This window comes from Virgibacillus flavescens, from assembly GCF_050574275.1.
In the GTDB taxonomy this organism is placed as follows: Bacteria; Bacillota; Bacilli; order Bacillales; family Amphibacillaceae; genus Virgibacillus_F; species Virgibacillus_F flavescens.
In genome coordinates, this window is sequence record NZ_CP192260.1 from 148016 (window position 1) to 171645 (window position 23630).

14 protein-coding genes and 2 pseudogenes are annotated in these 23630 nt (G+C 33.1%); 5 read left to right on the forward strand and 11 right to left on the reverse strand.

The genetic code is table 11. The features are described 5' to 3' along the window. Positions 1 to 7: 7 nt before the first annotated feature. From VBD025_RS00710 to VBD025_RS00730, 5 genes are all read right to left on the reverse strand, one after another. Positions 8 to 526 carry a DUF1456 family protein gene (locus VBD025_RS00710; RefSeq protein WP_430788345.1) on the reverse strand — a complete coding sequence of 173 codons (519 nt, stop codon included), beginning with the start codon at positions 524 to 526 and terminating at the stop codon, positions 8 to 10. 63 nt (positions 527 to 589) lie between these two features. Beyond that, complete coding sequence (locus VBD025_RS00715; protein WP_430788347.1) at positions 590 to 1423, reverse strand: sensor histidine kinase; 834 nt, start codon at positions 1421 to 1423, stop codon at positions 590 to 592. A gap of 84 nt (positions 1424 to 1507) precedes the next feature. Beyond that, positions 1508 to 2260: an ABC transporter permease gene (locus VBD025_RS00720; protein ID WP_430788349.1), complete on the reverse strand. Its 753-nt coding sequence runs from the start codon at positions 2258 to 2260 to the stop codon at positions 1508 to 1510. Next, positions 2253 to 3176, reverse strand: coding sequence for an ATP-binding cassette domain-containing protein (locus VBD025_RS00725; protein WP_430788351.1), 924 nt, complete (start codon positions 3174 to 3176; stop codon positions 2253 to 2255). The genes VBD025_RS00720 and VBD025_RS00725 overlap by 8 nt, the downstream gene beginning before the upstream one ends. Before the next feature lie 146 nt (positions 3177 to 3322). Beyond that, positions 3323 to 4015 (reverse strand): response regulator transcription factor, encoded by a 693-nt coding sequence (locus VBD025_RS00730; protein WP_430788353.1) that lies wholly within the window; start codon positions 4013 to 4015, stop codon positions 3323 to 3325. A gap of 140 nt (positions 4016 to 4155) precedes the next feature. On the opposite strand from VBD025_RS00730, the gene VBD025_RS00735 reads away from it, so the two are divergent. From VBD025_RS00735 to VBD025_RS00745, 3 genes are all read left to right on the forward strand, one after another. Continuing rightward, positions 4156 to 4470, forward strand: coding sequence for an ArsR/SmtB family transcription factor (locus VBD025_RS00735; RefSeq protein ID WP_430791210.1), 315 nt, complete (start codon positions 4156 to 4158; stop codon positions 4468 to 4470). 85 nt (positions 4471 to 4555) lie between these two features. After that, complete coding sequence (locus VBD025_RS00740; RefSeq protein ID WP_430788355.1) at positions 4556 to 4984, forward strand: DMT family transporter; 429 nt, start codon at positions 4556 to 4558, stop codon at positions 4982 to 4984. Positions 4985 to 4995: 11 nt separating this feature from the next. Beyond that, positions 4996 to 5460: a DMT family transporter gene (locus tag VBD025_RS00745; RefSeq protein ID WP_430788357.1), complete on the forward strand. Its 465-nt coding sequence runs from the start codon at positions 4996 to 4998 to the stop codon at positions 5458 to 5460. Positions 5461 to 6175: 715 nt separating this feature from the next. Here VBD025_RS00745 and VBD025_RS00750 read toward each other — a convergent pair. From VBD025_RS00750 to VBD025_RS00765, 4 genes and pseudogenes are all read right to left on the reverse strand, one after another. After that, entirely contained in the window at positions 6176 to 7066 is an 891-nt protein-coding gene (locus tag VBD025_RS00750; protein WP_430788359.1) for a hypothetical protein, read from the reverse strand. Between the two features lie 148 nt (positions 7067 to 7214). Beyond that, positions 7215 to 11768, reverse strand: coding sequence for a hypothetical protein (locus VBD025_RS00755; protein ID WP_430788361.1), 4554 nt, complete (start codon positions 11766 to 11768; stop codon positions 7215 to 7217). A 1132-nt stretch (positions 11769 to 12900) separates the two neighbouring features. Continuing rightward, a complete protein-coding gene (locus VBD025_RS00760; RefSeq protein WP_430791212.1) occupies positions 12901 to 14196 on the reverse strand; it encodes a type ISP restriction/modification enzyme in 1296 nt (431 codons plus the stop codon). 99 nt (positions 14197 to 14295) lie between these two features. Then, positions 14296 to 17586: pseudogene (locus VBD025_RS00765) on the reverse strand (DEAD/DEAH box helicase family protein); the annotation flags it as partial. Positions 17587 to 18170: 584 nt separating this feature from the next. Between VBD025_RS00765 and VBD025_RS00770 the strand changes: the two are divergent. Continuing rightward, a complete protein-coding gene (locus tag VBD025_RS00770; protein WP_430788363.1) occupies positions 18171 to 18344 on the forward strand; it encodes a hypothetical protein in 174 nt (57 codons plus the stop codon). 218 nt (positions 18345 to 18562) lie between these two features. Then, positions 18563 to 19154: pseudogene (locus VBD025_RS00775) on the forward strand (recombinase family protein). 284 nt (positions 19155 to 19438) lie between these two features. Here the strand turns inward: VBD025_RS00775 and VBD025_RS00780 are convergent. Together VBD025_RS00780 and VBD025_RS00785 are read right to left on the reverse strand one after the other, a co-directional pair. Then, positions 19439 to 21130: a UvrD-helicase domain-containing protein gene (locus VBD025_RS00780; RefSeq protein ID WP_430788365.1), complete on the reverse strand. Its 1692-nt coding sequence runs from the start codon at positions 21128 to 21130 to the stop codon at positions 19439 to 19441. Beyond that, positions 21115 to 23172 (reverse strand): ATP-dependent nuclease, encoded by a 2058-nt coding sequence (locus VBD025_RS00785; protein WP_430788367.1) that lies wholly within the window; start codon positions 23170 to 23172, stop codon positions 21115 to 21117. The genes VBD025_RS00780 and VBD025_RS00785 overlap by 16 nt, the downstream gene beginning before the upstream one ends. Between the last annotated feature and the right edge of the window lie 458 nt (positions 23173 to 23630).

Below are 23630 nucleotides of genomic sequence, written 5' to 3' on the forward strand. Positions count from 1 at the left end.
GATAAGCTTATCCCCTATACCTTAAAGCTAATCCCTTCAAGAAATTTCTGGCGTATTTATCACCGCACTCCTTATAATTCTTATGTCCTTCTTTTCTCAACAAGGCACTCAATTCACCTTTTGTTATCGCAACTCCTGCATCATCTATAATGTCAATTATATCTTCACTCGTTAATGTTAGTGCAATTTTCACCTTTTTAAGCATGACATTATTTACACTTGAATGATTTTTAATTGACCGATCCGGTTTACTAGGTTGTCCAGGTTTCGGCTCTTGTGGTCCCCGTTTATACGTTATCAAACCATTAAAAAAAGACTCCAGCATACTATTCGTGCACCTTAGATGATCTTCCGTTTCCGCTGCATCATCATAGTCGTATTCATATTCAACCTCTGATTTTGTGAGCAGTTTTATTACTTCCTCTTTTGTAACCTCAACGCCACCAAGTATAAATATTTCCATCATCTCTTTATTTTTAATATCCAGGGCATACCTTAATCTCATTAATATATCGTTATTATCCATTAATAAACCTCCTATAATGTTGAACGGACGATGCTGGTTTTTGAAAAAAATATAAATATGGTATCAAATTTCCCATATACACTTCATAAATAATTGGTTATCCTTCAACTCAGCAGTTATATCCCCATGCATATTTTCCATTAAGCTTTTTGCAATTGATAACCCGAGACCAGTACCTTTTCCGGTTCTAGTTTGATCTGCTTTATAAAAACGGTCAAACATATGATTTACATCTTTTTCATTTAACTGATTAACTGAGTTACCAATTGTCAGCTGAACGGTCGTTTTATTTTTTTCAAGCTGGATGGTTACCTTACCGGTTGAATACCTTATCGCATTTACTACTAAATTTTCTATTACTCGCTTAACAACAGATGGGTCGCCCATTATTATGATATCATTATCTGGTATTGTAATAGTGGGTTCAAGCCTACTTTTATTAAATTCTTCATAAAAACCTAATATCAATTCCAAAACTAATTTATTTAATTTAATCTTTTCCATCTTCATTGGATAATCTTCTTGTTCGATAATGGAAAGCTCAAAGAAATCCTCTAGTAAAACCTTTAATCGTTCTGCACTATTTTTAATAATATGTGTATATTCTTTTCTGTCCTCTGAAAGTAATTCATCTGATTCCAAAAATTGAATGTATCCCAATATCGAAGTCATAGGCGTTCGTATATCGTGTGATATATAGGATATTGCCTGTTTTAACTCATTTTCAGTCATGCGCTTTTCTGCTTTTGCCTTTTTTGTTAAATCAATTTGGTCATTTATTTCCTTAGCCAGTTTCTCAAAATCCTTATCAAAATAGCTTATGTCTAATTTCTTAGCTGTTACATCGTTGTTTAAATGGTTGAGTTGTCGGGTTACGCTTTTGATTTCTCTTTTCAAAAAATAGTGGCGGGTGAGAACATATAACAGTACCATAATGGCTAATATCGTTGCATAGATCACAGTACTCACCCGCTTTCTTACTTACTTAATTTCTTTATATCTGAAAATCAAACTTCCAAGTGTCCCGAGTACTAGTGATGTCAGGATCGGTACAACTATGAATGTTAACACATCGTCACCGTTCCAATTACCGATCTGATCAATGGTTAATATAGATCCATGTGACATAAATATAGAATGTGTAATCATAGGTTCCAGGAATGGAACTTTAGCACGTAAAAAATCCAGCAGGCTATCAATTGACGCAAGGAATAGAAGCAGAAATGCTATCGTTTTTCCACTATCAGCAAATATGACCGAAAAAAGTGCCATAATGGAAGCGTAAGCTGTTCCGTACAGGGAAATTAGTCCAATTGTCCGGAGATAATACGTCCAGTCCGGCCAGACATAGAATCCTATATAACCTGCACTGGCAACCATCATAAAAATCGGTAATATTAGTAAGATGATAATGGAGCCAATCGAAAACACTGTGAGCTTAGCAAAATATATTTTTACTCTGCTATGACCAGAAGAAGCGATACTTTTCATTGTTCCCATCGAAAATTCACTTGCGATAAAGAACCCTGCTAATATTGCCGGCAGCAGGCTTACTATATCACTATTGATTGCTAGAATAAAACCCCGATAAAAGTCATTTTCATTAGGTGAGTCAGAAATCCCAATTCTATCGAGAGGATACAAAACAGAAAAAACAATTAATAGCCCTGTAAGAACCCAAAAAGTTCTATCTTTTCTTAATTTATACCATTCTGTCTTCAAAAGGTTACCCATTATGAATACCCCCGATGCGGTTTGCAAAGTAGGTTTCCAAATCTTCACCCATTGGCATAAATTGTTCAATCACCAAACCCTGATCGGTCAAAATTTTTGAAACTTTCCCCGGTACGTCTACAAAAGCAGATAACTTAATCGATCCATCTGGCATAACTTCAAAGTCCTGCGTTACTAGCTGTCTTTCCATAACAGTTGCAGCTTTTTTTGGATTATCCACTTTAATATGCAAGTATTGCTGGCATTTTTCATTTAGTTCTTTTGCAGAGTACTGCTCCAGCAACACACCTTCGTGAATGATGCCATAATGAGTCGCTAATAAATGAAGCTCGCTTAAAATATGACTTGAAATTAAAATCGTAATTCCATACTCCTGATTCAGCCTTTTTAATAATTCTCGTATTTCGACTACTCCCATTGGGTCTAGACCATTGATTGGTTCATCGAGAAGCAGGAATTCAGGGTCACCCAGCAGTGCAATGGCTAGCCCAAGACGCTGCTTCATTCCTAGAGAAAAATTCTTGGCTTTCTTTTTCCCGGTATTCTGCAGACCTACTAACTCAAGCGTTCTATCAATAGATTCTTTACCAGGTATTCCTTTTAACAGCCGATGTGTTTCTAAATTTTCAGCAGCAGTCATATTCGGGTATAATGCAGGACCTTCAATGATTGTCCCAATTCGTTTTCTTGTGCTTGTTAAAGCATTTGCATCATTTTCCCCGAATAACTCAAACGTCCCGATTGTTGAATAGGCAAGACCAGTTATGAGGCGGATAAACGTTGATTTTCCAGCTCCATTTTGACCAATAAAACCATAAATAGAACCTTTTTTAATCGATAAATCAACTTTATCAACTGCCATTTTATTTTGATATTTCTTACATAATTGGTTCGTTTTAAGCACATACTCATTCATTCCGTTTTTCCTCCCTAATTCTTACTTTTACAACATGTAAAAAAGGATTAACGTTCTCGTTCAAAATCCACTTTTTTCATATTGAACACACTTTTATTATAAGAAGGAAAACATAAGAGAAACTTAAGATAAGTCTTAAGAAAACCTTAAGTTTTAAGACGATACCCCATTCCCCATACCGTTTCAATATACACTTCATTTGGATTTGCTTTCGAGAGCTTATTTCTTAAATTACTCATATGAACATTAATCGTATTATCATCCCCATAGAATTCTTCATTCCAAACGTTCTCGAAAACATTAGCTTTTGAGAACACTTTCTTAGGTGAAGACATCAGCAGAAACAATATTTTAAATTCCCGTGCTGTAAGATTTAGCTCATTTCCATTCACAGACACCTTTTTTTCATCTGGATCAATTACGAGATCTTTGTATTGAAGCTGATTACGTATTAGCAAATCCCCCATATTCCGGTATCTTCTTAAGCAGGAATCGACTCTTGCAGAGACCTCTTCTATATGGAAAGGTTTCGAAATATAGTCATCGGCACCTGCCCTTAAAGCATCTATTTTGGTTTGCGTTTCCAGCTTTGCAGAAATAATAATGATAGGAATCTGACTTTCTTCCGTTACTTTCCTAAGAATTTCTTCACCTGACAAACCAGGAAGCATCAAATCAAGCAGGACCATATCCCATTTTTGAGAATCTAAATAAATTACCGCCTCCGTGCCAGAATAGGCAGGTTTAGGCGCATAGCCGTTTTTGCTGACAATATTACAAAGCAAGCGATTAATATCTGGATCATCTTCAACTATTAAAATATTTACTGAATTATTCATCCCATTCATCCTCACAATTATTATCTTTATCTTTCATTGAAATAAGATGAAAGTCAAGGGATTGGAGAATGAAATGTTATTTATGTAGGTTAGTTTCTTCTGTTTGACATATCGAATAAATGCGATATATAATTTGGACTATGGAACCTATCGATGTATTCAAAGCGTTATCTAACAAAACTCGACTTAACATTTTACATTGGCTGAAGGAACCGGAGAAGCATTTTCCTAAACAAGGCGCTCACCTGCCAACGGAGGTAAGTTATAAAGGGGGAGTATGTGTAGGAGACATTCAAGAAAAAGCCGAATCCTCTCAATCTACGGTATCTCTTTACTTAAATATGATGCAAAAAGCTGGTCTTCTTGAATCTGTTCGTTACGGTCAATGGACGTACTATCGAAGAAATGAAGAAGCCATTCGTCAGTTTGCTGAATATCTTAGAACAGAAATCTAAGCTGGTTGATTTCTGTTTTTTTATGAAACCATATATCGATTATTCTAGATATTTAAAAATACAGGTATCAAGGGGGACTCATTTAATGCGTTACATCTCATATATTTTAGCTTTATTAGCCGGCGCAGCGCTTAGTTTTGAAGGAGCTATTTATGGTGAATTAGGGGAAACGATCGGAAAGCTCGAAACAAGTTTTTATAACTTCTTTGTGGGATCAATTATCCTAGGATTATTATGGCTTTTCTTTGGAAAAGGTAAACTTTCCTATGCCACTGAAGCACCTAAATGGACACTGCTTGGTGGTTTCTTGGGGGCAGTTTATTTAACATCTATTGTAATTAGTGTTCCATTCGTTGGAGTCGGAATCACTATGGTTGCAGTAATTATTGGCCAATTAGTAATGAGTATGGTAATTGAACATTATGGTTGGTTTGGAATCAGGAAACTTAGAATCAATAAAGAAAAAATATTAGCTGTTATTTCAATGATTATAGCACTTGTTTTAGTTTACTAGGAGGTCTAAACATGGGTATATTAATGGTTCTATTCACCTTTTTAGGTGGTATCACATTAAGCGCACAATCGGCTATAAATGGTACATTCAGTCGTAAAGCAGGAACAATCGAAACTACACTTTTAACTTTTCTAACCGGCACAATGTTTCTAGCAATTTTTCTTCTTTTTTTTGGTCAGGGAAATGTGCTTGCCATCCTGGAAGTGCCTAAATGGCAGTTAAGCGCCGTATTTTTAGGAGTCTTGTTTTTACTTTTCATTATTGCCGCCGTTCCTAAAATCGGGGTGATTGCAACCAATATTACCGTTATCATTGGTCAACTTGTAATCGGCATTGTTATTGACCATTTCGGCTGGTTCGATAGTATAGTAATTCCTTTAGATATGAAACGTTCTTTTGCATTACTATTTATGATAATTGCTCTTTATTATATCTATAAGGGAAATAAACGATCCAGTGAAGAAGCCTCAGATTGATATAATGAGTTAATAAAAAACTGCAGTCATAATATGAGTGCAGTTTTTTTAGTTAGTTACAAACTTTTCTCGAGTACTGCCACACACTCAACATGCGTGGAGTGCTGACTGTAGAAAAATGATGTTTTAAAATGTAGTGGTGTTCACCTTAATTTTGTCTAATCTTTCAAGGATAATTACAATACCAATATTAAAAATAATATGGAATTATTATTGATATCAATTTAAATTGGGAAAGTGTAAATTAGTAAGATTCACTTTTTATCTTTTAAAATAAAAAAACGAAAATTCAAATATAAAATGTTTCATACATTTCACATGATTTTTCGATATTCCGAGCAAAATATAGAGTTGTTACCCAGCCATTTTCCGATAGCTGGGCTCCAGAAAGGTTCTTTTCTTAAAAAACTTTAAGAAAAGGTGTTCATAGGTAAATAATACCATTAAAAATTTGCATTCGTCAATACATTGTAGCCATAGTTTAGTACCCTATCCCAACACTTGATATTCCACATTAAATGTACCTAAATTTGCATAGCAAATTGAATGGTATTTATAGTGATATTTGTAATTAAGAATAAAAGAGCACCTATTAAACAATCGCGTCTGATTGTTTAATAAAAGAAACGTTATAAAACACTTACTATGGGGGTGGAAAAGATATCTGGTAAACATTATATAAAGAATCCAGTTGCAAATTAGATTAGAGCTTATATTATTTCAAATCGTTGGATATACTGTTTGCTCTATTATTGATTCTTTTTATAGTTTCTTTAACACAATTTCTTATTTCTTCTTTTTCCAATGGCATTGGGTACAATAATGACTGATTTTCAAATAAAGGTTTTCCTACAATTTTTTCATTTTCAATGAAATAATAATCAGTTAAATGGTACACCTTTTGATTTTTGATAAACCATTCTTTCCATTCACTTACTTTTTCCAACTTGATTTCTTCTTGATTTTCCCCAATGTAATATATCAAATTTTGATTAGTATCAATGCAATTTTGTATCTTATCAATCATTAGATTCAGGTAATCTTTAACGTCATCTAAACATCCTTTAACTGAATTAAAAGGATAATCAGGGCATGGCATAAAATTTGCTATGCTATCGCAAATATTCGAGAGTTCTCTAAACTCAGGAAATTCTTTTAATAAAGTTGGGATTTTTTCTTGATGGATATTTTTAGATGAAGATATTTTTTCACCAAATTTCTTTTTACTTAGCGGAAACTTTCCCCACCTCTCTGTATCAGGATTCCAAGAACAATACATTATATTATAATCATTGTCAAAAGAGTACATAGAATCCGTGCATTTATTTCTGCTTGCACTGCTATATGTCCAATTGTTTTCTTCAGATAGTTTAACCAACGCACATGTGAATGTTCCCCAAAAAGAATTTTTAATATCTTTAGAAACATTCACCCAACCCAACCTAGAAAAAACCATGTCTGCTAAGATGCTATTTTCATAATCTCCTTTACCTAATTCATATCTTTTCATTATTCTTTCAAATGAATTAGGTAATGAAGCAATATTTTTTTCTACCCACAATTTTATATCAAAATGAAGTAAATTTTTAAAAATTATATGGTTCATTCTTACATTACCACCTTCCACTCACATTAAATTATTATATTTGGTTCTTACTACAAACTTTTTAATTACATATTAGTTAAACAAGGCATCATAGCTTCCTTCTTCTACAACAATGCGAAATGAATGTTCCATAATATGGCCAAAATAATCATCTCTGCATTAGTTCAAAGCTAAGTTTCCTAGCTGAACCTATCTGTTTTTCGAACATCAAATCCCATATATCAAGGCATTCCTTAGCAATTTTCATCATTTGGGGTTCAGTCAAGCCGCAACTCTCATCATATAAGCCGATAATTAATTTGGAAATTTCATCCTCTGCTCCCCATGGTTCCATCTGTTTATCTGAGCTTCTAATGACGCTGTAACTTAAATCAAATATTAAATCTGAAAAGTATACTATTGACTCTACAGATTTTTCAATATACTCATTGAAGGTGTAAGCAATCCTTCTCGAAAATTTAGACTTTAGAACTTGATGCAGGAACTCTTTATCTCTTTCCATATCTATAAGATTATCGTACAACAGTCTTGTTATTGAACTTTCTAAATCATAATCGTACTCATTAAACTTCAGTATCAGTTCCTTTGCTCTTTCTACATATTTCTCCATTTCAAAATACTGTACAGTCATTAACATTATTGATTGGGCTTGCTCTTCCTTTAATACAGAAACATCTTTGAATACTTCTTTAAACTCTCCTTTTTGAATATACATCTCTGTAAGAGCGTAAGAGCCAACCTTAATTAACTCATCATCTTCTGATTCAAAACAATTTATAATGATATCCATTACTTCTTCTTTATATTTTTCATATAGCATAAAAAACATGTTTTTAGAATTATGAAAGACGGCATTTCTAATATCACTACGATAAAGTTTGATGATATTCCCCATGGTCCACTCTTTATTAATATTATAGCATGGCCAAAGCGCATAAAGACTTGCATGTTGAACAGCCGGATTTGGATCCAAGGTCAATGCAACAATAGTATCTTTGAATTCTTTAAAGAGAGCAACATCTTTCCATAACAAGCATCCGATAGCTCTTGCTGCATTCCCTCTTACACAATTTATAGCATTACTTTGTAGCATACCCACACTAAGCATCTCATTATCAGTTCCATTGGTTACCACTGGCTGACCAACCTCCGGATTAATGTGATTAATTGCAATATCCTTTATTGATTCTATAACATTTGCTGACCATTTTTCTTCATAATGATCCGAAACAATGTTACAAAAAGAGCTAGCTCTATATGAATCATTGCTTGGTGGATATTTTTCTAGCAATTTCTCAAGCAAACTACTTGGGACTAAATTCAAATGCTCACTTGTTGAAATACCGGAATATAATGCATCAACAAAATTATCATGAATATTTCCACTAACATTTAATACTAGTGAAACCATTCTCAGTGGTTCTTTTCCAGCTACTCTAGTAAAGCTCGACGAAAACTGATTAAGAGAATTTTCAATAATCCCTCCTACTACCTCCCTCCAGGATCCTCTATCAGGAACTGTGTCCAATTTCTTTGATTTTAATATTTTCAACCAACTACTATCACTTAATTCCTTGCCGTCTACAGGAGAACGTACCCATCCCCCATGACCACTACTATTTCTGAACCTAGAGCTTCTTCCGTGGAACCTTCGATCCAACACTCTTTTTAAATCTAGTGCCTCTTTGTTCAATTGCTCATCCGGTAAAGCTGCAAGTATTTCATGCTGAAAGTCTCCCCAAAAGGACCAATATACTGTACTCCCGTTTTTTTCACTATTATATTGAATTCTGTGCTTATATCTTTCAATAGCATCTGAAGGACAATACATAATAACTTCATTTAAAAACTGTTTCCTTATATCATAATCACATTTTTTAAAGTGCTTGTTTAGTATCTCTATAGAATGATGCAATTCATCATTACTTCCTTCAACAAACATATTCGACTCTATATCTTTTACAAGATAACGAATTACTTGGTTGCTGTTTGATATCGGTAAGTGCTTTAATCCGTCAAGAATAAATTCGTTGAATAGAGTATACCCTTTTCCCATAAACCTTTTATATAGATTCCAGAATAATTCAGGATCTTGCTTTATCAATGCAACATTAGCTTTCTTTATTATATTTATGATTGTCCTTTCAATATTCTTATTATATTTTGACCGACTGCCCCAGTCGCTGTACCCAATTGCATAGTCTGAATCCATTGGTACCAAGGACAAAAGTTTCTCCAACACCTGCACGGCATTTTTCACTAAAAATTCAGCATCACTATCTAAGTACTCTTCTTCATAACGGAAAAATCTATTACCTTTCTTACTTTTGATTTCGTACATGAGAGTAATTATGTCTATAGCTCTCATCTCGAATCCTTTAAATAAAGACTTAATGTCCAGATAAGTTTCCATATGTTCTGGAAACTTATTATAGACTTTCATTCTAAGCTCAAATACATCATCACTATCCTCTAAAACATCAAACGGAAAGCAGCGTAACCACTGAGAATCTTCATGTTTAGAGTTAAATATATACTTCTCTATAAATACAACGTCAGCACTTGTAAGCTTACCTCTTATACTTTGAAATAGACTTATAACAACATTTTTCTTGTCTTTAGCTAACCATTTATCTAAGATTCCGCTTTCTCTCAATGTACCAATATATACTTGATTGCCTTGTATAACATTAGATACAATATGAACACCAAATCTTTCATCACTGGTTAATTCTAAAACAACTTTTTTCACTGCCTCTGATGGTCCAATAATCTGATTAAGCAACTCTAAAAATACAAACTTAAAAGAAAACCGTATAGAAGAAGCTTTTAAAATCTGTTTACCAATAGTAAGAAACTCATCTTCTGAATACTCATGCAAGCTTTGCATAAACATTTGCATCTGGTATCTTTTTGTTGGTGTTTGCTTCTCCTTACTACCAACTACCTGAATAATACTAGTTCCTTGCAAGTAGCTAATAAGCATTTTTTCAGCAAGGAAACAATCATATATTGATTGATGGATAAAAGAGATTATGCTTAACGTTCCAATATCTTGCTTAACGGTAAATCCACTAGATACTAGAAAATCTATAGTAGAGAGATTGATACTGAGTTCTGTTGAAAGAGCAGATAGTTTTCCAGACTTTTCAAATGCTTCAACCAACCTCAATTTCGTCTGCTCTAAATCTCTTTCATTTAGTCCAAATTGAACAGATTCTCTTACTAACTGCCTCCACCACTCGGTAACCAAATGATAAGTAGATGAAATTTCGTTATGATTATCTGGTTTATTTAGTTGCTGCCATATATACAGATTACTTGGTAATCTTAATACCTTTTTTAATTTATCTGTCAATGTATCATAATTTGAACCTACTATTCCTTTAACTTTTTCATCTTCAAGTTCACTGACCGTAATCTTCTTCCAAGTATCCCCTTTCTCTTTATTGTTATTAAATAGATTCTTAATATTATTGTCATTCTCAAGGTCGTATGTTCTACAAATGAATAAAATAGAGATTTCTTTTTCACGTTCAAGGTTTACGTGCTTTACATGTCTAATTAATTCGGCGCATACAAGCAACGCCTCTCTTGAATTAGGTAATGTCCACCTTAAACCATCTAATTGGTCAAGGATAATAACTGCATTAGTATCTTTTGAAACGCTGTTCAAACAATGTACCAAAGAAGATGGCAATCCAATGGATTCACTCCATTGTTTAACATTTTGATGGGGTACACGTTTATCCAACTTAATTGCCAAATAAGGTACTTCTTCATCTTCACAAAACTTTATCACATTTTCAGTCAACCCACTCTTACCACTACCAGCCATACCATGAATTATTATAGAATTCCCCTCTAAAATTTGACTAATACAAGCATTGGTTTCCTTTCTACTAATTATTCCGGTATCAAGGGGTCTAAAAGCAGTTTTGTATTCGTTATTTAGTTCTTTAATTTTTGGATATACCCTTGTGTCAGAGTCTAGTTTTCTCAATCTTATATTCTTTGAATCTAAAAAAGAATGAATTTGATTTATACCTATCCTTTCACCTAAGATATCGCCATCTATAATCCAAGTAACTAACGCATCATATACTGCTGTTTCATCCCCTTGACATAGCAGACCAATCTTATCTAAAATTATTTCCTTTTGCTCACCATCAGGGGATTGGCGATATTTAATTCTGCATAAATAATTTATCATTTTTGTTAACTGGTACTGGTCACTATAATCAAATCCTAATGCTTTACAAAAGTTTTTAACGAAACTAATAAATTTGGTATCGGATCCTTTTATCTGATGCTCAAAGAACAACTTTGGATTATCACTAGAGTTCTTAGCTCGATGTATTAGATCTTCTAAGTATGTAAAACCTAAAGGAGATACTAAGGAAACATAGAAATTATCTCCTCGGTCAAGTTGCGACTTCCATTTACTCAGTATTTCTTTTGAGTTTAGTGCACCATAGCTCCATGTTTCATTTGCACCATTGCGTCCTTTGCATTGCTGGCCCTCTTGCGTACTATCCTTATGAACTACCCAAAGATCGACACCTTCCTCATCATCACCAATTGCCTCTAAAGTAATATAATCAAGTTTTTCTTCCAAAACCTTGAGCAATTGATAAACACACCATTTGATTTCATATCTATTTCCCTGTTTATCTGATCTACCCGCTTTTTCGTATGGCATAGTATCACCTCTGTCTACTAACTAATATAAATCAATTTCATTTTTAAATTTAAAATTATTTACCATATATTTAGCTAATTCATTTATGTGAGTATATTTTTCAGACTAGTTATAACATAAATATTCTTATAACCATGTAGCCCCCTTTTATCATGTTTTCCTCATATCTCTACATCATTTAAAATAATCACATTAATTGGACTTCTTGTTACTTCCTTCGACAAATAATGTTAAATTCCTCTAATTTATATATTTTATCGTTTTTTTCGTAAATTGAATTAAATTCAAAAGAAGCGAAAGGTGCTTCACTCCTATAACTTTTAAATTTTACTTAGGGTTTAATCCTAATGAATGCAGATTCTTGTTTAGTTTTCCTTACCCACTTATTAGTACTTTTTTGACTAATAATCAGAAAATGAAACGTTGTAGAGACTCTAATTTTATATATAACAAAAGCGTATCAAAATACACTTTAAAAGTATTTTAATGCGCTTTTTAATGTTATATTGATACTATTTTAAAAACTCATATCTAAAAAGGGTTGGGACTATCTCATCTAAGTAATAGTCTTTTACCATCTTTTTTAAACTTCTTATATAACCATTTAAGTGAGGATAATGTTAAACTTTCTCTTTATTACGCCCATCATTAAGGGCCAACATGTAACACGAAGCATAAACAAATATGATGCTACAATTGTTGGATCACAATAATTAATAGATGACAATGGGATATTCTACAATCATTCAGCTATTATCAGTTAGGATTAACTACTATAAACCTTGATTTAACAACACCCATAAAGGATATACATTGATGAAGTCGGTTGTCCTTTTGATTGATATGTTCGAATTGGTCAACGAGTTGACAACAAAATCCCTTTAATAAGAGTCTTATTTCAGCTCTACTCTGTCAAGGACGAGAATTGCTTGGTTTGACACATACTTATGCTACCGATAATAACCTTAAATCCCTAACTTATACAGGTTCGCGGTTGTTCTATTTTCTGAACAGCGATTTTTAAAATAGTCTTGTTTTACACTAATTGTTGCCATACTGTTGCCACAAAAAACCCTTTGCTAGACACAGTCATCCTTAACCTTGTCTAAACAAAGGGTATAATAATTTTCTGTTACATTTTCTCTTCGATTTCTAATGGTGGCAAACTATTTATTAGGTCCACAGTTTCAACAGATACGTTAATAATCCGAAGAAGTAAATTAAAGATATACTTTTCATCATCAGAGTAATCATTTGGATCATCAATTATGCCAGACTTTTTATCTGTTTTGACCTGATACTGATCAATAATCCATTCAATTGCAGAACGACCATTTAAATTATATTGGTACGCCCTTTTAGGTATATTATGAACTTTTACATCGCTGTTAATTATAATGGTAGAAAACTCATTTTTCTTCGGAAATTTCATTTTCTTCACCTTAAATGAAGGATTGTTTGTTAAATATTCCACTTCAACCTCATTATAAGGTGATATCGATTCATAGTTTAAATGTAATTCAGCTAATTTACGACCAACTTCAACATACTTTTCTTTCTCTTTTAATACTGGAATACGTGGAAATTGCTTCTTTAAATCATTCTCAAAGCTCTTACGATAGTCACTTGAATGCATAACGGCATATGTGTAATAAAATAATTCATCTTCAGATAAAGAAAATTTTTGAGCTATACTAGAGTATATATTAGTATCCGCTTCTTCAAACAAGTTAGAGATTGATTGTTTAGTATAGAGTGAAAACCCTTGCGCCCCCCCATAAAAAAGGTTTAAATCAGGAATTGTATCAACCATTAGACATGCAAAATTCCTTTTAGAACCGTTATTAGGAACTAGGATAACCTTATTGCTGTCACCAAAAGTATCTTTCCATTTACGACTCATCTCAATTACACTTCTGTCATAATACAACCATCTTTTAGTAAATGGTCTATACATATGAATGTTAAGTTCCTTTGGATTTAAGACAATCTTTTCCCCTCTAGAGAATACTTGCTTAAGCCCTCTACTCCAACTAACAAATTTAGGGTTAGCATTCAGTTTGGATATCCTATCTTGTTTATCCACTATATTCTTCAACCGTTCAATCTCTGAATTCACGTTATAAACCATTTGATTTGTATTTTTCTCAACTTTTTCTTTTGAAAAACCGTACACCCAAGAATCCCTATTTGTACTAACCCCTAATGATTTTATTTTGAACAAATCCGAATCTAATGATGGGAAGTTTTGAAATTGTTCGCTCTTTTGATATATCCAATCATGATTTTTATCAGGTTCTATTTTTTCCCAGTCCATTGAGTTAATGGATGATAAATTCTCGACTATTTGAAGTTTTTGTTCTCGAGTCAGGTAATCTCCAATATCATGGTAGAAAATATCATGATTTTCAGAACCGTCTTTTACCATTATTATTATGGCAATTGAATTACGACTACCCGACCCAAATATTTTCCCACCTTCACGACGAGATTGCTCTCCCTGAGTACGCTGATCCCCTCTAAGGTTAAAGATGTACAAATAGTTAAAATCCTCATAAAAGCTTTTTCTTATACCTGATGCTGTCGCTGAGTCAATAAAAGATCCATTAGTAACAAAACCTATTACGCCTTGATCGCCTAATCTATCTGTCGCCCACCGAAAGGCTCTTACAAGAGGATCGTATAAAGTATTTTTGTTTGTAACACTCGAGTGCTTTACATAAGTATTCTTTATTCGCTCATCAATAAAAGGATACCTAGTGTTTTGGTTATTGTCATTATCATTAGTTTGCCTTGCACTATATGGTGGATTTCCAATAATCGCAAAAATTGGTTTTTCCTGCTGCTTCTGAATCCTCGAGTTGTTTTCATTGAACAACTCATCCATGAAAGTATCTTTTCGTTCTGTACTTTCGAATGTATCTGTCAAAACAATACCCTCAAATGGGATATAATCATTTTGAGTAAGATTATGGAATGTTTCTTCGATATTAATCGCAGCAATATAATAACTCAACAATATAATCTCGTTAGCATGAATTTCGTTTTTATATTTACGCAACAAATCTTCTTTCGCAATAATCTCAGATTGAAGTAGGCGAGTTACAAAAGTGCCAGTTCCAACAAATGGATCGAGTACGTGAACACCCTCACTTGCTAATGATTTTCCAAAATGTTTTTTCAACACATCATCAACAGAATGGATAATAAAATCAACTACTTCGACTGGGGTAAAAACAATCCCTAATCGCTCTGTTGTTTCCTTAAAACCTACCTTAAAAAATTTATCATATAACTGAATTATAATTTTTTGTTTAGCTTGTAAGTTATCAATGCCTTCCGCTCTAATTCTAACACTTTCGTAGAAGTCTTCTAATTTTTCTTGTTCTTTCATGAGACCTTGTTTATCCAATATGTTTAAAATTGCTTCCATTGATTGTGACACTGGATTGTTGTTTACAAAGCTATAAGAATCAAATAGGGCTTCAAAAATAGGCTTTGTGATTAAATGTTGGGATAACATTTAAATTGCTTGTTGATCAGTAATAGCAGTATTAATGTTATGGCGTAAACTTGTGACAAATTTTCTAAACTCTTTATAAGTGTCACTATTTTCATCTTCTAACATGACATTAATCCTCATGATATGCTTGCGAGCTATCTCCGCTACATCTTCTGACCATTGCTCCCAATAGCGTACATCACCAACTTTTTTAACAATTTTTCCATATATTGCTCTTTCTAAATCAGTTAATTCTTCTTCTGACAAGTTTAATTCCATCTGCTCTGAACCACCTATTGGTGTTTCTAAACCACCATCTGGAGCATCGCCTACACCAATAATTTGCACTTGATTTGGTTTCTTTTTATTCAGTTCCAATTTGTTTATGGTTGCATCAAATCGCTCATCTAGCGAACGTAAAGCATTCAAAACTTCCCATACAACACGATATTTCTCATTGTTGTCAAGTGCTGTATTAGCATCTACACCTGCTGGTACTCCAATTGGCAAAATAATATAACCATATTCTTTTCCTTCTGCTTTTCTCATGACGCGCCCAACGGCTTGCGCGATATCAATTTTTGATTTACGAGGTTTTAAAAACATAATTGCATCTAAATCTGGTACATCTACACCTTCTGTTAAAAATCGAGCGTTAGATAATACACGGCAAGTGTGGTCTGGCACTTCGCTTTTCAACCAATTAATCTTTGCATTTTTTTCCACCGCATTCATTGCTCCATCCGCATGTTGGGTTTCAATAGCAAACGGATTGGAATAATCATCACTTTTTTGAATATATTCTTCAACCACTCTAGAAAACATATCTGTAATTAATTTTGAATCCTTAATTGTCCCTGTAAAAGCAATGGCGCGCTTCATCGGAGCGCCTAACGTTTGATTCGTATTTCCATTTCTTTTTACTAATCCATTCCAACAACCAATGATTTTGGTAACATCATCGAACTCTAATTCCGCTTCACTAGCCAGCATTTGTTGGAAACGGCGAGCAATTACCTCTTCATCAACAGCAAGAACCATTACTTTATAATCGGTTAGGATATCATTTCTAATAGCATCTCCAAAACCAATACGATAAAGTTCTTCCCCGTATGTATCTGGATCGTTCATGTCAGAAATTAAAACAGACATCTCTGCTGCCTTTTTCTTAGCATCCTCTCCATATATACGAGGTGTTGCTGTTTGGTAAAGACGTTTCTTTGCTTTAACATTCTCATTGTTGTGTACTTTAGTGAAAGCTGACGCTTCTTTATTCATCTCTTTTGTACCTGTTGTCCGATGCGCTTCATCACAAACGATTAAATCAAACTCATAAAAGCCATTCTGCTGTGCTTCAATAATGACATCTATGGACTGATACGTTGAAAATACAGTGATAAACTCAGTAGGCTTGGTTATTTTTTCGATTAAGTCTTGATATTCTAATAATTTCTCAGTGTTCGTTGTTGCAGGGTAACCTATATCAGCAGTCGAAATGTCCTCTATTTCTGGATCACTTTTTTCTTTTGTCACTTTACGATCTGAACAAACTGCTATAGATTCCATATTGAAATCAATATCTGCATTCCAACTTCGTAAAGTCTGAGATAATAACTGAATACTAGGTACAAGATATAAAACCTTAAAGATACCACTTTTTTCTTTTGCCATCTCTTCAGCTATTGCCATTGAAGTAAATGTTTTCCCTGTACCTGGAGCCATAATAAGCTTTCCTCGGTCAGCGTATTTGAAGCCTTCTATAACAGCTTCGATAGCTGGTTTTTGATGTGGTCTCGGTGTTTTCTTATCTTGTAATAAGACTTCCTTGGGTTTATGGAAAGAATATCGAGCCCAATCTATACGACTGTCAGCCAAATCCGATAAAGAAATACGAATAATTGTTTTGTTACGATTATTCAAAGCCTCATCTGCATTTTTACTCCATCTATCTGTTGTCGCTACAACTAATCCTTCTGTGTAGTAACTTTTTCCAATTTCATTTAAAAATGAATCAATATGTCTTTTCTGGATAATGGTATCTTTGGAATAAAATTTACATTGAACAGCTACTAAATCGCCTGTATCCCGTTTTCTGGCAACCAAATCAACACCTGTATCATGTTTTGGTATATTATATTCTTCTGGCACTTCATCTAGAGGCCATACAGCATCAAATAAACGCATATACATGGGTTCGTGTGTTAAATAAGTGGAAGTTAACAATTCAAAAAGTGTGCCTCGATCTCTTTGTTCCCGTTCTACCTTATCAATTTCTTGAATCAGTTCTACAAAGCTTTTATACGGTGTTGTACCCATTTTTTTCACCTTTCTTTATTTATATATTGTTATTTATAAGATACTTTGAAATTTAATCGCACATATTTTAACAAACATATTTCAACAAATTTAAAAATAGTAGCCAAAGAATTAGTTCTGAAATTCAGTTGAATCGATTGAACATCTCAGTTTATTAGCTAAAGAACATAAGTGCAACTCAAACTATTGTTGCGTTAATTTTGCCATTTTATATTTTCCTACGCACATAATGATAACTTGAAAAATATTTTACTATTTACAATTACTATATCAAAGTAGGTAGTTATTTACTATATTACGTGTTAATAAGAATTTTTTTTGAACTAGAAGGTTATTACTTTCTTATATAGAATTTATATAATTAAAGGTATGACTTAAAAAGATATGTTAGATGATTAGGAGGGATGAGTTGGTATTAGTTGTTTGTATAGTAATAATTACATTAATAGTTGGATTAGGTCGTTATTATACGCATAAGGAAAAAGATAGACAGAGTTATTCACTTAAAATATATTGTGATTCTGCAGAATTGAAGCAATTGACAGCTGATATAATGAGAGGATATTTACACGGAGATAAAGCGAGTGGTTTTGAAGAAAAGGAAAGAGGTTGGAAAGGATGCACAAGAATGGTTAGGGTATGAGGATTATATTTACTTAGGTGATGCAATTTCTGTACGCGAGCATGATAACGACCAAGAATGGGAAAGGGAGTTCCAGGAGGAATTGATGAAGCAACCTTTAGATGATATAGAGTAAACTAAAAAACCTTACCAGTTTTGGTGAGGTTTTATTTTCTTCTAGTTAGTCCTTTAACAGCTCAATATTGTAAAACATTTGTCCAAAAGTTACAAGTTCTAGACAGGTTAAAAAACAACCTTATTAGAACGATATTTTATCCTTTCATCCGACTAGAAGTTAGTCTAAAATTGATTGTATATAAGACTATAGACTTTTAGACAGGGGAAGATTATATAATGGCGATTATTGGATATGCAAGGGTAAGTACCCTTGGACAAGATTTGGAGGGACTGACTGACAGGCTAGATGAATACGGATGTGATAAGATTTTCAAGGAAAAAGAAAGTGGGGCGGGCCAAAAGCAATAGAGAAGAATTACATAAAGCCTTGGACTATCTACGGGAAGGTGACAAGTTAGTGGTATATAAAATAGATAGACTTGCGCGGTCCAATTTTGATTTACACAAAATAGCTAAAGAGCTTACCGAAAAAGGAATAGGGTTGGTATTCATAAAAGAACGGATTGATTTTGCGACACCAGCTGGAAAGCTAATGTTCACTATGTTAGGTGCAATAGCTGAATTTGAACGTGATATAATTAACGAGAGGACGACTGAAGGCCGCGAAAGGGCAAGAAAACTAGGTAAGCATCTAGGGCGTAAAGGGAAGGCTGACAAAGACGTTAAACATTCTTTAACACTCTTTCAAGATAGAGAATCCAACGGTCTAACTGTAAATGATATAACTAAAATAACAGTTGTACAACTTTCAACTATATATGCAAAATCAAAAGCACAAAAATTGAACGTAAGAGCGACTCCAAAATAGGAGTCGCTCTTTTAGATTCAAGACTATTCAAACATGATTACATTCATCAGAATGAAGAACGTCTGTCGTTATTTACAAGCAATTGCCTCAAGATTTACCACTTGATGCCACGTACTTAAAAGTTGATAAGGTTCACTTCCAAAATAGCTAAAAGGATATGGACCATTGATTATCCATACGCATCGATCATAATCTCCTTTTTCAATAGGATTTCATATTTAACTCTGCTGATCCAGCACCTATAAAAGAAGCATTACCGCTTTTTGTAACGTTATGAAAAATATCTATTCAACTCTTACAACGCTAAAACCAAGCGCCTCTAATTGTTGTTCCTTTTCTTTGACGAGTGAAGGTACATTTATGAATAGATTCATCATTGTACGTGTGATAGCAACATAATAAACTCTATTATCTTCCTTTTTTATATCAGGACTAGTGATAAAATCTAACTCCTTTTCATTAGTCAATACAAGAAAAACATCGTTATATTCTTCTCCTTTAACTTTATGAATTGTTTTATAACGACTTACATCATCTATAATGTTAATCATATATGAGAATTCTTTAAACGTAGCACGTTCGTATATCTCCTTATATTTACCTCTTTGTACTTTTTGTTTCACACCATGCCTTCCGTAAATATATTGATTATAAAACTCCTTTAAAGATGCTTCATATATATCAGAGTAATTATCAAGCAACCATTTTAAATCTGAAATTGCTTCCCTTTCATCATAGGCTTCTACTTTTCTGTAAGCTTTTTTTAACAATTTCAGTGCTTCTTTAACTTGCATTTGCACTCCGTATTCTAGTGCACTTATAATAAAATAAATCATCCTACCTCTTTCATTATCCTCATAAAAGAGATCCAAATCTACTGCTTGTTTCTCTTTACTACTATCCATAGTTACATTTTTCGCGTCTTTATTTCTATAACTGATAACACACCAATCAGAGATATCTTTATTGTAAGATTCCATATATTGAGAATAGGCCATTAAGGAATTTCCTACTAATATTTTAAGTTTGCCGTTAGATTTGTTATCTGGATTATATTGTTCAAACTCTGTATCTGACCTTACATGATTGGCTAAGGCTATTATTTCATTTGAACTTCTTCGATTATCAGTAATAGTGTATGTAACCATTTCTTCCAAAGTAAATTCACTAAAAAATTCGATACTAGCCCCTTGGAAAGAATATATAGATTGAGCTGGATCACCGATAACCCCTATTATGGTTTCCTTTTCTCCTAGCATCTTTAGTATCTCAGACTGTATAGGATTAGTATCTTGAAACTCATCTATAAAAATGTAAGGAAACTTAGCCCTAATGACTTCTCTAATTGATTTGTTTTCTTTCAATAATTGATATCCAAAATACAAAACGTCGTCATGACTCATAATGCCCTTTTGCCAGCAAAGTTCTTTATACTGCAGACATGACTCTTCCTTTAAGAAATACTTACCTACTTTTTTGTGGTGCACTTTATAAAAACCTGGCTGTAGTTCTTTATTCTCGTTAAACATCCATCTTACTTTATTGAGAGCTTTGCCCAATTCTTTTTCTTCTGTAAGGTACCCTTGCTTAGTTTTTGATTTAAACTCGGTAAGAAAAGTAAAACCATGTTTAGGTTCCTCATGACCATCCATCTTATCAAAAGGAAAATTCAAATCTTTTAGAACCCACAAATAAGGTTTAACGACATGTTTATATAAAAAACTGTGAATAGTACTAACTTCTATATTATTGCTACTATCATTGAGCCTTTCAATTATTGTATTAACCCCGCTGTTTGTATATGTAATGCAACCTATTTTTTTATTCTTGCCTAGTCTTTTTGAGTTTGAACGGACGCTAGAAAGATGGTTAATCAAAAAACGTGTTTTACCTGCTCCTGGACCTGCCACTAACTTAAAATGTTGTTCAATATTTATAAAATCCCCACTGGAATTCAGTCTTACTTTTTTAGCCATGTTATCGCCTTCTTAAGATATTCTGGACACTCTATATTAGAGTTTTGTTTCTCTAAATCCTCAGATATAGCTAGCGCTAACTCTTGAGCTGCTTCGCCTTTATTAATTGATTTTAGATATCTTCCTGCTATTAGATGTTTCTTGAACCCATCTTCGTTTTTATTTTTGATTTTTACAGTTTCTGCTTCCTCTTTATATTTGCTCTTCCTTATTATAGAAACTAAATCAGTGAAATCTTTTCCATCATTGTAATCTTCCATTAAACTAATAATTTCCTTTTTGTTAGACATAGAAGATACTACTATTGTCTCGTTTGTAAGGTTATGTAATGCAATATCATATTCTAACGTGCAACTCTCATTTCTTTTTTGTGTTGAGATGTATATATTTTCAGATATTTGCTTACCCACTAAATCATTCGACGTATTCTTATAATCATAATCACTTTCATTAAGGTTAAGAAATAATGGTAAGCAAGATTCCCAATCATCGCCGTCTTTCCTCTTTCTTACAGGGTCCAAATCAGTTACACACACAACTTTTTTATTTATAGCGTAGTCACTTTTATTCGTGTCAAATAGTTTTAAAAAATGATCAAAATATCTTCCTCCGATATTTATTACAGATGTATGATTTTCAACTAAATCGCTATCAGGGTTTAAAGCTTTAGCAAATTCGGGCACAAGCAATTGTTCTGCTAAGCCTTCTACTAACATGACATTTTGTGCAAAGAAAATGTCTGCTTTAGTTACATCTAAGAATCGTTGAACATATTTTTTAGATTTTAAGTCTTCTATATCACTTTCATCAAATACCCTTCCTGGGTAAGCAACATTCATCTCTTTATTAATATCCTTATATAAAACTATTACGTCATCCAAATCAACTGCTGCAGTGATGTTAGGAGAATGAGAAGTTATAAATATTTGCCTTACTTCACTTTCTCTATTCTCCTTAAGGAATTTTAAAAATTTATATTGCATATTAGGGTGTAAATGAGCTTCTGGTTCTTCAATAGCTAGTATCGAGTAAACCTTTGAATTTGAACCTAAATATTCGTCAGAAGTATCTTTTTGCATTTTTGCTAATAATAAAGAAATATATATCAGATTATTGTAACCCAATCCATTATTGACAGCTGGGAGAGTTATTCCTGTCTCATCTTGTACAATTAGCCTTAAAGCAGAATATAATTCTGTATCATTTATTGAACCATCAAATGCAGGTGTCATCTCACCAAATCCTGCCCCTGTATTTTGCACATAGCGCAACATATGCCCTTTTCCTTCCTCCATCCTATCATGGAGAGACCTTATTAACTCATTTGCATTATCTGAGAACTGAATTTTCTTTTCTCTAATCTTTGAGAGTTTTTCTTTATCCTCAATAGAAGTATCACCTTTAATGTCATAATCTATGAAAAAGTCGATCACTTCTTTTAAAAGTGCGTTTCTACCTGTGTACAAATCTCTTTCAACATCTCTAATTGCAGTTAAGAACTGAAAATCAAATTTATCGATTTCTTCAGGTTCAACTGCTGTTTTATTACTTGGGTGACCTACTAATAATCTACTCTTATATTTTCTCAAGAAATTATGTTCTATCTCATTCCAAAAATCATTAGGATTACTGGAATTTATTTCTTTTATAGCTTGATAATAATTATCCCATTCTTTATCTGGTAGGTAGTACTCATAAGTGATTGTAGCTTCATAAGGACTCTCCAATCTTGTTAACCAAGAGGAAACAGTCACAAGGTCATCTGAATAGCTATCTTCATTTTGAGATTCTCTTAACACTGCTTGCAGTGTGATTGTAGGAGGCTTAGTATAAAGTTCATCTATGCTTATTCTTTTGTTAAAATCATCAACACTCAATTGTTTGTTCTTCTTTGAATTAAATAAAATTTCCAAAGCCCGAATTATAGTGGTCTTCCCTGCATTATTATGGCCAATCATTACATTCAAACCATCATTAAATTCAAGAGTTATACTACTTCTAAAAGAACGGAAATTCTCAACAGTTAAACTTTGTATGTACATAAAAACCCCTCTAATAAACAATTTTATTTGAAAATGTTGCCGATAGCTTAACACTACTTACTTCGTTAAGAATAACCCTAAATCAAAATGATAGATATTGGTTCACAATCTAATATCCTTCATAAATTTTCTTCCTCCACCAATTATTACAGTATTTGTAATGTTATGCAATTATAACTTTTATGACTGATAAGAGGTATTTTAGCTATCGCTATAAAATAATTTACATTGACAATATGATATCTATTATCTCGTATCTCAAATTCAAGACTTCCACAATTTGGCCCGTTTGCTACAAAGTCTACTACGTAATAAAGAGTTTCTCCATAATCTGACCAAATTACAAAACTGCTCTTATTGAAAATCAATTAAATTTTTACAATTAAATTTTTGATTTCTTAATTTTTATTATCCAGAAAGTATGAAGTGGTAACGGTCTGTCATTCAGTGGTAAAACT

What these genes read in the sequence shown, in the direction of transcription:
- VBD025_RS00710 (WP_430788345.1), bottom strand. Translation starts at nt 526, where the DNA reads ATGGATAATAACGATATATTAATGAGATTAAGGTATGCCCTGGATATT.
- VBD025_RS00720 (WP_430788349.1), bottom strand. Translation starts at nt 2,260, where the DNA reads ATGGGTAACCTTTTGAAGACAGAATGGTATAAATTAAGAAAAGATAGA.
- VBD025_RS00725 (WP_430788351.1), bottom strand. Translation starts at nt 3,176, where the DNA reads ATGAATGAGTATGTGCTTAAAACGAACCAATTATGTAAGAAATATCAA.
- VBD025_RS00730 (WP_430788353.1), bottom strand. Translation starts at nt 4,015, where the DNA reads ATGAATAATTCAGTAAATATTTTAATAGTTGAAGATGATCCAGATATT.
- VBD025_RS00735 (WP_430791210.1), top strand. Translation starts at nt 4,156, where the DNA reads ATGGAACCTATCGATGTATTCAAAGCGTTATCTAACAAAACTCGACTT.
- VBD025_RS00740 (WP_430788355.1), top strand. Translation starts at nt 4,556, where the DNA reads ATGCGTTACATCTCATATATTTTAGCTTTATTAGCCGGCGCAGCGCTT.
- VBD025_RS00745 (WP_430788357.1), top strand. Translation starts at nt 4,996, where the DNA reads ATGGGTATATTAATGGTTCTATTCACCTTTTTAGGTGGTATCACATTA.
- VBD025_RS00750 (WP_430788359.1), bottom strand. Translation starts at nt 7,066, where the DNA reads ATGAACCATATAATTTTTAAAAATTTACTTCATTTTGATATAAAATTG.
- VBD025_RS00755 (WP_430788361.1), bottom strand. Translation starts at nt 11,768, where the DNA reads ATGCCATACGAAAAAGCGGGTAGATCAGATAAACAGGGAAATAGATAT.
- VBD025_RS00760 (WP_430791212.1), bottom strand. Translation starts at nt 14,196, where the DNA reads ATGGTAAAAGACGGTTCTGAAAATCATGATATTTTCTACCATGATATT.
- VBD025_RS00780 (WP_430788365.1), bottom strand. Translation starts at nt 21,130, where the DNA reads ATGGCTAAAAAAGTAAGACTGAATTCCAGTGGGGATTTTATAAATATT.
- VBD025_RS00785 (WP_430788367.1), bottom strand. Translation starts at nt 23,172, where the DNA reads ATGTACATACAAAGTTTAACTGTTGAGAATTTCCGTTCTTTTAGAAGT.